Origin of the sequence: Parasynechococcus sp., from assembly GCF_042954325.1 — a bacterium.
Lineage (GTDB): Bacteria > Cyanobacteriota > Cyanobacteriia > PCC-6307 > Cyanobiaceae > Parasynechococcus.
Genome location: NZ_JBGKDS010000020.1, coordinates 1 through 11,367 on the forward strand (window position 1 = coordinate 1; position 11,367 = coordinate 11,367).

An 11,367-nucleotide genomic window follows, 5' to 3' on the forward strand; every position below is an offset into this window, starting at 1 on the left:
AGCGATGACCGCTTGAGGTCATCGCCGAACGGCTCGGCGCGGCCCCCCAGGTGCGTGGCGAAGAAGGCCTCCACCAAGGCCGTCATGGCCAGCGCATTGCGGGGATTGGCGAGGCCATGGCCCTCATCGGGGAAGACGACAAAATCCACCGGCAGATCTCGGGCTGCCATCGCCTCCGCGATGGTTTCACTCTCCTTGAGCTTCACCCGTGGGTCGTTGGCGCCGTGGCCGAGCAGCAGAGGCCGCTGAATCCGATCCACGTGATTAATCGGAGAGATCGCATCCAAATCGACCGATCCAACCCCGATCATCCGCTCAAACACCGGCCGGCCGATCGCCCAGTACGGCGGTAAACCAGCCAACAATGTGCGCAGATTGGACGGCCCCACCTCCGCCACGGCGGCGGCAAACAGCTCGGGATCACGGGTAAGCCCGGACAGCGCCGCATATCCGCCATAGGAGGCGCCCATGATCGCCAAGCGCTTGGGATCGGCGATGCCCTGATCCACGGCCCAATTCACCGCATCGACCAGATCGTCCTGCATCCGGCCGTACCACTCCCCTTCCCCAGCCAACTGGTGGGCTTTCCCAAACCCGGTGGAACCGCGGTAATTCACGCTCATCACGTGGTAACCGCGATTCGCGAGCTGTTGGTGCTGTGGGTCGTAGCCCCAGTAATCACGAGCCTGGGGGCCTCCGTGCACCAGCAGCACCAACGGTTGAGGCCCCGAAGAGGCCAGAGGTGTGCGGGTGAGATAAGCCGGCAGACGCCGGCCATCACGGGCCTTCAGATCAAGACTCTCCATCGGCGCCAGGTCGTAACGCTCGAGCCGCGGCTGCACCGAAACAAGCTTGCGCGACCGCTGTTGACTGCGGTCCCACAACCAGTACTCAGGTGCTCGATCGGAAGCACTGACCAAAAGCAGCCAGATCCTGTCCTGACGGTCGCGATCGATCACGGCGAACTCGCGCTCCCCGACCAGACCTTGCAGGGTGGTGAGATCCCCCTTCACCGCAGGATCAAGCACCACCCGTTGGCTGCGGAGATCGGTTTCCACCAGCACCTGCGGGATCCCCCGTTCCGGATCTGACAACGCAAAGCCCACGGCACCACTGCTGGCTTGATGCACGAGTTCCGGCGGGCAGTCTGTGCCGCACTGACGCAACTGCTCACGGCTCCAGCGCACGATCCTGGGCAGATCGGCGTTGGTGGTCAGGCGGCCATACAACCAGGAATCATCACGGGTGAAGCCCAGGGGCATCGAACCAGCGGCATCATCAAAACCAAAACGCAGAAACGGTCGCCAATCGGGATCCTCCGGAAGGCGCAGCTGATAGCGAACCCCCCCCTCCTTCAGCAGTTCCATCCGTAGGTAGGGATGCCAGACACCATCCATCCGCTTCACGGCCAAGGGACGGCCGTCCTCCACCTTCGCCAGCAACCGCCGTTGGCCCGTGCTGATCGTGAGCACGTAGAGATCGTGGTAACGGGGATCGCGGTCGTTTAAGCCCACCACGAGCTCGTCGGGCACATCCCGGTCGGTCGCCTCCAATGTGGCCAACACCCCACGGGGCGGAGTGAGATCCACCATGGCGCCAGTTGTGGGATCGATGCGAACCAGCACCGTGTTTTCATCCCCATCGCCATCACGGGAGGAGATCAAATAGCGGCTGTCATGGGTCCAGCTGGCCGAACGCTGTGGCCGGGAGGTCGACTGCGTCAGCAGCCGCGGAGGTCGCTGGCCGTCGAGATCCCGCACCCAGAGGTTGAGCACACCTTTAAAAGGAGCCAGATAGACCAGGCGGGTGCCATCTGGGCTCAGATCCAGGCCACTGATCTCGGGGTTGCCAAACAGCACATCCCTGGGGATCAACGGTGGGGGCTCTGCCGCAATCGCATGGGACGCCTGAAGCGGCGTTGTCAGCAGGAGTCCCGACAAGATCAGACGACTCAGCACACCACAACAGCGCTGCATCGGTTTCCCCCGGCCATCAACGCATTGTGATGACGAAACTCAGAAGGCGCTGTGGAGCCGCTCGATCGTTTGGTCCGCCAGGGGCTGCTGCATCAGCCGTTCCACTTCCCGAACACCGGTGGGGCTGGTGACATTGATCTCACTGAGCATGCCGCCAATGACGTCAATGCCGACAAAGAACAAGCCCTCCGCACGCAATGCAGGCGTCAACGCCGCACAAATCTGATGTTCACGGTCGGTGAGCTCCGTCGCTTCCGCCTGACCCCCCACCGCCAGGTTGCTGCGGAACTCTCCGGCGGACGGACGTCGGTTGACAGCACCAAGCGGCTCCCCATCCACCAGCAAAATCCGCTTGTCACCGTCGCTCACCGCCGGGAGAAACGCCTGGGCCATCACCGGCAGCCGTTCCTGCTCGGTCACCAGTTCCAAGAGAGCCTTCAAGCCCGGAGCCTGGGCCTGTACACGGATCACACCCAGACCGGCACGACCCCCCAAGGGTTTGAGCACCACCTCACCCTGCTCCTGGGCAAAACTGGTGAGCTCTGACACCCGACCGGCCACAAGGGTGGGGGCCATCCAGCGGCTGAAACGCAGGGCCCCGAGCTTTTCGTTCCAGGAGCGCAACGCACTCGGCCGGTTCAGCACACGAACGCCAGCCCGTTCGGCCACCTCCAACAGATGGGTGGCATACAGATACGCCTCATCGACGGGTGGATCCTTGCGCATCCAGATCACGTCAAAGCCCGTGAGCGACTGCCGTTCACAGGCACCGATCCCAATCCAGGGGTCGGCCGTTACGGGCACGGCCATCGCCAACGGTTCGTCGCCTCGGGCAATCAGATCGCTGGGGGTGCAGGCCCAGATCTCATCACCTGCTCGCTGCGCCGCCTGCATCAAGGCCGCGGAGGAGTCTTTCGCAGGGTTGATCTGCTGCAGCGGATCCAGAACAAACAGCTGGCGCATGGCTCAAGCGTTGAGAAGGGGATCGAGCTTCCCGGCACGGTCGAGGGCATGCAGTTCATCGCAGCCGCCGACGTGGTGATCGTCGATGAAGATCTGAGGGACACTGCGTCGTCCATTGCCACGCTCAGCCATGGCATCACGGCCCGGCTCATCGCCGTCGACGCTGTGCTCGGTGTAGCTGACACCTTTGCGATCCAACAGTGCCTTGGCCCGCACGCAGAACGGGCAGGTCTGCCAGGTGTAGATCTCAACCTTGGCCATGGCGGGGACAACACGTCAAAGCGGACTCTATGCAGCGACTGCGCTGATAGCGTCGGAAACCAATCAGGCCCGAGTCCTTGCTGGATCTCACCGACTTCAAGCGCGACCTCTCCGAGCTCACTGACCGCCTGGGCAATGCCCAGGACTGTCTTTGACGTTCCTGCATTAAAAGCACGCCAACAGGATCTCGAGCAGCTCGCCGCACAGCCCGGCTTCTGGGACGACCAGCAGAACGCTCAGAAGCAGATGCGTCGCCTCGATGAGGTGAAAGCACAGCTGCAGCAACTCGCCGACTGGCGGGGAGCCGTCGAGGACGCCAAGGCCACCCAAGAGCTCTATGAAATGGAGCCGGATGAAGAGCTCCTCCAGGAAGCCCAGGACGGGCTGAACCAGCTGCGCCTGGCCCTGGACCGCTGGGAGCTGGAGCGACTGCTCAGCGGTGAGTACGACAAAGAGGGGGCTGTTCTCAGCATCAACGCCGGTGCCGGTGGCACCGATGCCCAGGACTGGGCGCAGATGCTGCTGCGGATGTACACCCGCTGGGCGGAAGACCACGGCATGCGCGTGACCGTCGACGAACTCTCCGAAGGGGAGGAAGCGGGGATCAAGAGCGCCACGATCGAGATCGAAGGGCGCTATGCCTACGGCTACCTGCGCAACGAGAAAGGCACTCACCGCCTGGTGCGGATTTCACCGTTCAACGCCAACGACAAGCGCCAGACCAGCTTTGCCGGTGTGGAGGTGATGCCCAAGATCGAGGAAGACGTCAAGCTCGACATCCCTGAAAAGGATCTCGAGATCACCACCAGTCGTTCGGGTGGAGCTGGCGGTCAGAACGTGAACAAGGTGGAAACCGCTGTGCGGATCCTGCACATCCCCACCGGCCTGTTCGTGCGCTGCACCCAGGAACGCTCGCAGCTGCAGAACAAGGAAAAGGCGATGGCGTTGCTGATGGCCAAGCTGTTGGTGATCGCCCAGGAACAGCGGGCGGCGGAAATCGCCGATATCCGCGGCGACATCGTGGAGGCGGCCTGGGGGAACCAGATCCGCAACTACGTCTTCCATCCGTATCAAATGGTCAAAGACCTGCGCACCCAGGAAGAGACCAACGATGTGCAAGCCGTGATGGATGGGTCGCTCGACCCCTTCATCGATGCCTCCCTTCGCCAGGGTGTCGACCGCCCCGGCGCCGATGCCGACAGCTGAGCAGCGATGAGCCCCGACCCCGAGACCAACCCAGTCAGCAGCCCACCCAGCAGCCCGCCACCGAGCTTCGTCAAACAGGCGATGCGCAACATGGTGCGCAAAGGCAGCAAGAGCCTGTTTCACTTCGGGCTCACCGCAGCCGGATTTCTCGGCTTCATCGTTCTGGTCGCCTGGCTGGGCCGGCCGACCCTGCCTTCGTGATGCCGGAACTGGCGCCGCTGCTGATCGATCTCGCGCTGGATCCGGGCCCCACCGAGGGGATTCCGGAACTGCCGGGGCCGTCCCGTTGGGACGCTGAATTGCACAGCTGGCTCGACGCCATCCGCAACGATCCCCATCTCGATTGCCCGGAGGCCGTGCGCCAGGCCGATGAACTGAGCCTTGGCTTGCGATTTTGCGACGACGCGGCCATCGCCGAACTCAACCAGACCTGGCGTCAGCGCAACGGCCCCACCGATGTTCTGTCCTTCGCAGCCCTGGACGACCTCCCCGATGATCTCGCCCAACCCAGCCTCGAACTGGGCGACATCATCATTTCGATCGACACGGCCCGCCGCCAAGCGGCTGAGCATGGCCACAGCCTGTTGGATGAGCTGCGCTGGCTCTTGAGCCACGGCCTGCTCCATTTGCTGGGATGGGATCACCCCGATGACGGTGCCCTGTCAGTGATGTTGCGCCAACAAGAGCTTCTGCTTGCCATCAGCCATAACATTTGGACCCGGGAGCCCCACCCGGTGGTCAGCCAGGTCAACAGCGATGCCCACTGACAGTTCGATCCAGACCGCCGAACAATCCACCGAGGAGTTCACCGCCATGCCATCGGGAGGCAGTCGAGCGGTTCGACGCGGCAGCTGGCGCATTGCCGGCGACCTACCGGCGAGCTTCCGCTACGCCGCCCAAGGGCTGGGCTACGCCTTCATCAGTCAGCGCAACTTCCGGATCCATGTGATCACCGGTGCTGTGGTCTTTGGTCTGGCGACCTGGCTGCAGCTCGATCTGATCCGTCTGTCGGTGCTGATGCTTACGGTGGCAGCTGTCCTGGTTCTGGAACTGCTGAACACGGCCATCGAAGCCGTGGTGGACCTCGCCATCGGGCGACGCTTCCACCCCTTGGCCCGTATCGCCAAGGACTGTGCGGCAGCGGCGGTTCTCGTTGCTGCCATCAGCGCGCTGATGATTGCCGCCTTCCTGCTCCTGCCACCCCTGCTCGTTCAGCTGGGGATCTGACTCCGCACCATCCGACACCGCACCAACACCGATGCTGCTGGTCATCGATAACTACGACAGCTTCACCTTCAACCTGGTGCAGTACTTCGGGGAGCTGGCCCCGCACCATCCTCTGGCCGCGGATCTGCGCGTGCATCGCAATGACGAGCTGAGCCTGGAACAGATCCGTGCGCTGCAGCCCGACGCCATCCTGCTCTCCCCTGGCCCGGGGGATCCCGATCAATCGGGGGTGTGCCTGGAGGTGCTGAAGCAACTCTCCCCAACGGTGCCCACCCTCGGCGTCTGCCTCGGACATCAGGCTCTGGCCCAGGTGTACGGCGGAACCGTGGTGCGCGCCCATGAGCAGATGCACGGCAAAACCTCCCCGGTGCTGCATGGCGGTGAAGGCGTGTTCAGCGGCCTGCCCCAACCTCTGACCGCCACCCGTTATCACTCCCTGATCGCTGACCGCGACAGTCTTCCGGACTGCCTGGAGATCACCGCCTGGCTCGAGGACGGCACGATCATGGGCCTGCGGCACAGGCAGTACAACCACCTGCAGGGGGTGCAATTCCACCCCGAAAGTGTCTTGACCGAATCCGGCCATCAACTGTTGGCCAATTTCCTGCGGGAAGCCGAGGGATAACGCTGTTAGCGTCCAGGCGTCCCGTCCCTGCGCCATGACCGTCCTGCAACGCTTGCTGACCGCTGCAGCCGGCCTGGCCCTGAGCGTCCCCACGGCCAGCCTGGCTGCCACGGGAGTGACCATCAGCAGCTATGGCCAACGCGCCCTGCTGATCCAAGGCGGTGGCCAATCCGTGCTGCTCAACCCTTACAAAGCCGTGGGCTGCGCCACGGGCTTGAACGAACCACGGGTGAATGCCGGGGTGGTGCTGGCCAACTCAGAACTCGCCGATGAAGGGGCCCGGGGCATTGCCGGCGGCCGCTTTCTGGTGCAGCCGGGCTCCTACCGGATCGGTGGCCTCACCCTGGAAGGGTTCGCCAGTCCCCATGACCGCATCGGCGGTCGCCGCTTCGGTCAGGCCACCCTCTGGCGCTGGCAACAGGGTGGACTCAATTTTGCCCACCTCGGCGCCACCGCCGGACCGCTCTCCGGTGAGGACAAGGTGCTGCTGGGGCGCCCGGATGTGCTGATCATCGGTGTGGGCGGTGGCAGCAAGATCTACGACGGTGCGGAAGCTGCCGCGGTGGTGGAAGCACTCAACCCACGCCGGGTGATCCCGGTGCAGTACGTGAGTGGTGGCGCACCGGAGAACTGCGATCAAGAGGGCCTGCAACCGTTCCTCGATGCCATGCGAGGCACCACCGTGCGCAACGGCGGACGCAGCATCAGCCTCCCAGCTCAGCTGGGGGATGGCACCGTCATCGAGGTGCTGCGCTGAGCCAAGCGCCCAGCCGGATGCGGTCCCAACCGTCCATCAAAGCCAACAGCAGCACCACCCTCGCCTTCTGGGGACTGAGGGTTCCCGCGGGCAGCAAGCCCAGGCGGGCGTGGCTCTCACAGCGGTGCACGGGTCCAGCCCCGCAGCGATTGGCCCGCAGCATCAGCGGCATGGCCCCCGGCCAGGCCTCCAGGGCCTGGCGCTCCACCACCGACAATTGCCCAGCCCCGGTGCCGGTGAACACCAGCCCGGTGACGCCGGACTGCAGGAGCAGAGGGATCAACTGCGCCGGTGGTTCCACGCAGCCGTGCAGGATCGCAACCTGAGGCCAGGGCCCAAGCGACGTTAAGGATGCAAAGGCGGCCGACCCTGCGGAAGAACCGGGTTTCGGCAGATGCACCCCCGCGTCATCGACCCAGCCCAGGGAAGCCCCATCCCGACTGCTGAAGGCGGCCACCCCCTGGGTGGCGGCCTTCGTCACCGCCCGCGCGCCATGGATCTCACCATCCATCACCACCAGCACGCCATGGCCGATCGCCGCAGGGCTCACCGCCGTTTGCACCGCTTGAAACAGGTTGAGCGGACCATCGGCACTGAGGGCCGTGGCCGGGCGCATCGCCCCCACCAGCACCACCGGCCGGGGATCATCGATCAACAGCTGCAGCAACCAGGCGGTTTCCTCCAGTGTGTTGGTGCCATGGGTGATCACCACTGCATCGAAGCGATCGGGATCCGCCAGGGCGGTACGCAGCCGCTGATGCAGCTGCTGCCAATGGCTGAACAGCAGATCGGCGCTGTCGACATTCGCGACCTGCTCAACTGTGATCTCGGCCAGGCTGTTGAGCTCCGGCACCGCCTCCACCAACGCTGTTCCTGGCAGGGCACCAGCGGTATAGGCATTGAGATCGGTGCTGTCCCCGCCGCGGCCGGCGATCGTGCCACCGGTGCAAAGCAGCAGAACGCGCATCAGGCTGCGAGTCCGTCGATGCGTCGGTACGCCTCCATGAAGCGCTGCATCTGGCTGGTGGTGCCGATGCTCACCCTGAAACAGCCATCAATCAGGGGCTTGCCCGCCATCGAGCGCACCAGGATTCCTGCTTCCCGCAACGCCGCATCCACCTCCGCCACCGGGCGCTGGGGCCAGATCAGCAGGTAGTTCCCGCCATCGCAGTGGTGGCGCACGCCCGCGTCCCGCAGCGCCTGCAGGGTCCAGTCGCGGGCCCGCAGCACCTCGGCCACGTAAGCGTCCACATACGACTGATCGGCCAACGCAGCAAATGCCGCGGCCACGGCCACACTGTTGACGTCGTAGGGCCCCGTGACGCGGCTGACCCGGTCGACCACATCGGCGTGGCCGATGGCAAAGCCGATGCGCAGACCCGCCAAACCGGCCGTCTTGGCCAGGGACCGGAACACCAGCAGGTTGGGTGTGGCCGTGAAATCAGCGCTTGGCAGCACGCTGTCTCCGGTGAAGGCCTCGTAGAGCTCATCCACCACCACCAAGGTGCCCGGGGCTGAGGCCGCCAAAGCGATCACCTGATCCGCTGGCAAGCGCGTGCCGGTGGGATTGTTGGGGTTGCAGATCAGCAGCAACCGGGGCGAGCGGGCCGCCAACGCCTCCTGAATGGCAGCGAGGGGGAAGTCGAACGTCTCCCCTTGGTAGGGAATCGCCTCGATCGTCATGCCCTGCATCCCGGCGCAGGGGCTGTAGTACCCAAAGGTGGGCGCTGTGGTCAGCAACGTCTCACCGGCATCGCCATAGGCCTGAAACACCGCATGGATGGCGGCATCCACGCCGTTGAACAGGCCCACCTGAGCAGGCGTCAATCCCGGCCGGCAGCCGCTTTCCAGCAGGTTCTGGAGCAAGGCCTCCCGCAGGCCGTCGTACTCCGGATACACGGCGATCTCTTCGCTGCTGAAGTGGCGCAGCGCCTGGGCCACCAGGGGGCTGGGGCCAATCGTGTTTTCGTTGAAATCCAGCCGCAGCATCTGGCGGCGGCCCTCCAGCGGCGCGCTGTAGGCCTTGAGCTGCTCCACGGCAGCGCGAGCGGCCGGAGCACCATTTGGTGTGAACGGTTGGATGGTGTCGCTCACATGCGGTCCAGGGTGGCGATGCCCAGCAGTCCGAGACCCAGTCTGAGGGTGTCAGCCGTCAAACGGCAGAGGGCGAGGCGGGATGCCAGGGCTTCAGGATCGGCCTTGAGCACCGGCACCTGGTCGTAGAAGCGGTTGAACACCTGGCTGGGCTCGAACAAATAGCTGCACAACCGGTTGGGCAGCAGCTCCTCCTCCACCTCAGCGATCACGGCATCGAACTTCAGCAGCTCCCGCACCAGGGCCCATTCCTGGGGCTCCGTGAACTGAAGCTGGGCCGTGGAACCATCCAGATCACCCCCCTTACGGGCGATGCCGGCGATGCGCACGACGGCATAGAGCAGATAGGGCGCCGTGTTGCCCTGCAACGCCAGCATCCGGTCGAAGGAGAACTGGTAATTGGTGATCCGGTTCTGGCTGAGGTCGGCGTATTTCACCGCCGCCAGGCCAACGGTGCCGGCCACGTGGTTAATGAAGTCGTCGGATTCGCTGCGCTCCTCCTCCTTCAGGCGGGAGCGCAGATCGGTCTCGGCCCGCTCGACCGCTTCATCCAGCAGATCCCGCAAGCGCACGGTGTCGCCGGCGCGGGTCTTGAGCTTCTTGCCGTCCTCCCCCTGCACCAACCCGAAGGGCACGTGCTCGAGGCGAGCGCCGTCCGGGATCCAGCCGGCCCGTTCAGCCACCTGGAACACCCCGGCGAAATGATTGGCCTGGCCGGCATCGGTCACGTAGATGACCCGGCGGGCGCCATCGCCATCCGGAGCTGCACCAAAGCGGTAGCGGATCGCCGCCAGGTCGGTGGTGGCGTAATTGAAGCCACCGTCGCTCTTACGCACGATCACCGGCAGGGGGTTGCCGTCCTTGCCGGTCACCCCCTCGAGGAACACACACCGGGCCCCGTCATCGGTCACCAGCAGATCAGCCGCCGCCAGCCCCTCCAGGACCGCCGGTAGGAACGGGTTGTAGAACGACTCGCCCCGCTCGCTCAGGCGGATGTCGAGCCGGTCGTAGATCTTCTGGAACTCCCGCCGCGATTGGTCACAGAGCAGGCCCCACGCCTTGAGCGACACCGGGTCACCCCCTTGCAGCTTCACGACCTCATCGCGGGACGTGGTCTGGAACGCCTCGTCGTCATCGAAGCGCTTCTTGGCTTCGCGGTAGAACGCCACCAGGTCCCCGAGATCCACGGCATCGGCGGTCTCCAGGGCTTCGGGCGCCACCTGCTTGAGATGGGTGATCAGCATCCCGAACTGGGTGCCCCAGTCGCCCACATGGTTCAGCCGCAGCACCGGATGGCCGCGGAACTCCAGCACCCGCGCCAGCGAGTCGCCAATGATCGTGGAGCGCAGGTGCCCCACGTGCATCTCCTTGGCGATGTTGGGGCTGGAAAAATCCACCACCACCGGGGTGGAGGACTCCACAGCGGGGACCCCGAGCCGGGGATCCTGCAGGCGGCTCTGGATTTCAGCCGCCAGACGCTCGGGGCGGATCGTGAGGTTGATGAAGCCGGGACCAGCGATCTGGGGCTCCAGGCACAGATCTGTGAAGGCGGGATCGGCCTGCAGCTGCTCCACAATCGCCGTGGCGATCTGCCGTGGCGCCTGCTTCAACGGTTTGGCCAGGGGCAGCGCACCGTTGGCCTGGAAGTCGCCGAATTCCGGCTTGCTGGCGGGGGCCAGCTGGGGATCCAGCACCGCATCGGCCTCAGGGAACGCCCGTTGCATCGCCGCCCGCAGCTGGGCATCCAGGGACTGGGACAGGCTGAGCATGGGCAGTGCGTGGCCGGAGGAAACCGGCTCTGATCATCCCTCTTCAGGTGAAACGCATGCTCAGGTCCAACCAGCGGCTGCGGGTGACCGGCGCGCTGGTGGAGATCAGATCGATGCCGGTGGCGGCGTAGGCCTGCAACTGCTCGGGCTGAATGCCGGAGGCCTCCAGCACCACCCCACGGTCGCTGCAGTCCCGCAGACGCGGCACCAGCTGCATGAGCTGCTCGGGGCTGAATTCATCCAGCAGCACCCCATTGGCGCCCGCCTGCACCGCCTCCAGCGCCTGGGCTTCGGTCTCGGCTTCCACAATCACGGCCGCGGGCCAAGGGGCCTGCGCGCGCACGGCCGCGATGGCCGCCGTGATGCCCCCCGCCCAGGCGATGTGGTTCTCCTTGAGCATGGCCGCGTCATCCAGCCCCATGCGGTGGTTGGTGCCGCCGCCGCAGCGCACCGCGTATTTCTCCAGCAGGCGAAGCCCAGGGGTGGTCT

Annotated in this window: 12 protein-coding genes and 1 pseudogene; 6 read left to right on the forward strand and 7 right to left on the reverse strand. The window is 65.0% G+C overall.

The genetic code is table 11. The features are described from left to right. The 3 genes from ACGVKB_RS03330 to grxC form a co-directional block, all read right to left on the reverse strand. On the reverse strand, positions 1 to 1,940 hold a 1,940-nt coding region (locus ACGVKB_RS03330; RefSeq protein WP_392349861.1), incomplete at its 3' end, for a S9 family peptidase. A gap of 75 nt (positions 1,941 to 2,015) precedes the next feature. Beyond that, positions 2,016 to 2,939, reverse strand: a complete 924-nt coding sequence (gshB, locus tag ACGVKB_RS03335; protein WP_392349862.1) for a glutathione synthase — start codon at positions 2,937 to 2,939, stop codon at positions 2,016 to 2,018. A 3-nt stretch (positions 2,940 to 2,942) separates the two neighbouring features. Further along, positions 2,943 to 3,200 (reverse strand): glutaredoxin 3, encoded by a 258-nt coding sequence (gene grxC / locus ACGVKB_RS03340; RefSeq protein WP_392349863.1) that lies wholly within the window; start codon positions 3,198 to 3,200, stop codon positions 2,943 to 2,945. Positions 3,201 to 3,277: 77 nt separating this feature from the next. Between grxC and prfB the strand changes: the two genes are divergently transcribed. From prfB to ACGVKB_RS03370, 6 genes are all read left to right on the forward strand, one after another. After that, positions 3,278 to 4,406 (forward strand): peptide chain release factor 2 gene (gene prfB, locus ACGVKB_RS03345; protein WP_392349864.1). Its coding sequence is split into 2 segments (ribosomal slippage): positions 3,278 to 3,352 and positions 3,354 to 4,406, totalling 1,128 coding nucleotides; the frame shifts between segments, so codons are not numbered across the junction. A 6-nt stretch (positions 4,407 to 4,412) separates the two neighbouring features. Beyond that, positions 4,413 to 4,607, forward strand: coding sequence for a DUF3285 domain-containing protein (locus tag ACGVKB_RS03350; protein ID WP_392349865.1), 195 nt, complete (start codon positions 4,413 to 4,415; stop codon positions 4,605 to 4,607). After that, positions 4,607 to 5,173, forward strand: coding sequence for an rRNA maturation RNase YbeY (ybeY, locus tag ACGVKB_RS03355; RefSeq protein WP_392349866.1), 567 nt, complete (start codon positions 4,607 to 4,609; stop codon positions 5,171 to 5,173). Before ACGVKB_RS03350 ends, ybeY begins: the two co-directional genes overlap by 1 nt. 46 nt (positions 5,174 to 5,219) lie before the next feature. Beyond that, the gene (locus ACGVKB_RS03360) at positions 5,220 to 5,633 is read left to right on the forward strand and encodes a diacylglycerol kinase family protein (RefSeq protein ID WP_392349872.1); all 414 of its coding nucleotides are present in this window, start codon (positions 5,220 to 5,222) and stop codon (positions 5,631 to 5,633) included. A 31-nt stretch (positions 5,634 to 5,664) separates the two neighbouring features. Next, the gene (locus tag ACGVKB_RS03365; RefSeq protein ID WP_392349867.1) at positions 5,665 to 6,258 is read left to right on the forward strand and encodes an anthranilate synthase component II; all 594 of its coding nucleotides are present in this window, start codon (positions 5,665 to 5,667) and stop codon (positions 6,256 to 6,258) included. Positions 6,259 to 6,292: 34 nt separating this feature from the next. Then, positions 6,293 to 7,015 carry an MBL fold metallo-hydrolase gene (locus ACGVKB_RS03370; protein WP_392349868.1) on the forward strand — a complete coding sequence of 241 codons (723 nt, stop codon included), beginning with the start codon at positions 6,293 to 6,295 and terminating at the stop codon, positions 7,013 to 7,015. Here the strand turns inward: ACGVKB_RS03370 and ACGVKB_RS03375 are convergent. The 4 genes and pseudogenes from ACGVKB_RS03375 to ACGVKB_RS03390 all read right to left on the reverse strand — a co-directional run. After that, a complete protein-coding gene (locus tag ACGVKB_RS03375) occupies positions 6,996 to 7,982 on the reverse strand; it encodes an asparaginase (RefSeq protein WP_392349869.1) in 987 nt (328 codons plus the stop codon). The genes ACGVKB_RS03370 and ACGVKB_RS03375 overlap by 20 nt on opposite strands. Next, the gene (locus ACGVKB_RS03380) at positions 7,982 to 9,109 is read right to left on the reverse strand and encodes a pyridoxal phosphate-dependent aminotransferase (protein ID WP_392349870.1); all 1,128 of its coding nucleotides are present in this window, start codon (positions 9,107 to 9,109) and stop codon (positions 7,982 to 7,984) included. The genes ACGVKB_RS03375 and ACGVKB_RS03380 overlap by 1 nt, the downstream gene beginning before the upstream one ends. Continuing rightward, positions 9,106 to 10,878, reverse strand: coding sequence for an arginine--tRNA ligase (argS, locus tag ACGVKB_RS03385; protein ID WP_392349871.1), 1,773 nt, complete (start codon positions 10,876 to 10,878; stop codon positions 9,106 to 9,108). Before argS ends, ACGVKB_RS03380 begins: the two co-directional genes overlap by 4 nt. Positions 10,879 to 10,921: 43 nt before the next feature. Further along, positions 10,922 to 11,367 (reverse strand): annotated as a pseudogene (locus ACGVKB_RS03390) (nicotinate-nucleotide diphosphorylase (carboxylating)); the annotation flags it as partial.

Excerpts from the sequence above, each read along its gene's own strand:
- gshB (WP_392349862.1), bottom strand. The coding sequence starts at position 2,939 with ATGCGCCAGCTGTTTGTTCTGGATCCGCTGCAGCAGATCAACCCTGCG.
- grxC (WP_392349863.1), bottom strand. The coding sequence starts at position 3,200 with ATGGCCAAGGTTGAGATCTACACCTGGCAGACCTGCCCGTTCTGCGTG.
- ACGVKB_RS03350 (WP_392349865.1), top strand. The coding sequence starts at position 4,413 with ATGAGCCCCGACCCCGAGACCAACCCAGTCAGCAGCCCACCCAGCAGC.
- ybeY (WP_392349866.1), top strand. The coding sequence starts at position 4,607 with ATGCCGGAACTGGCGCCGCTGCTGATCGATCTCGCGCTGGATCCGGGC.
- ACGVKB_RS03360 (WP_392349872.1), top strand. The coding sequence starts at position 5,220 with ATGCCATCGGGAGGCAGTCGAGCGGTTCGACGCGGCAGCTGGCGCATT.
- ACGVKB_RS03365 (WP_392349867.1), top strand. The coding sequence starts at position 5,665 with ATGCTGCTGGTCATCGATAACTACGACAGCTTCACCTTCAACCTGGTG.
- ACGVKB_RS03370 (WP_392349868.1), top strand. The coding sequence starts at position 6,293 with ATGACCGTCCTGCAACGCTTGCTGACCGCTGCAGCCGGCCTGGCCCTG.
- ACGVKB_RS03375 (WP_392349869.1), bottom strand. The coding sequence starts at position 7,982 with ATGCGCGTTCTGCTGCTTTGCACCGGTGGCACGATCGCCGGCCGCGGC.
- argS (WP_392349871.1), bottom strand. The coding sequence starts at position 10,878 with ATGCTCAGCCTGTCCCAGTCCCTGGATGCCCAGCTGCGGGCGGCGATG.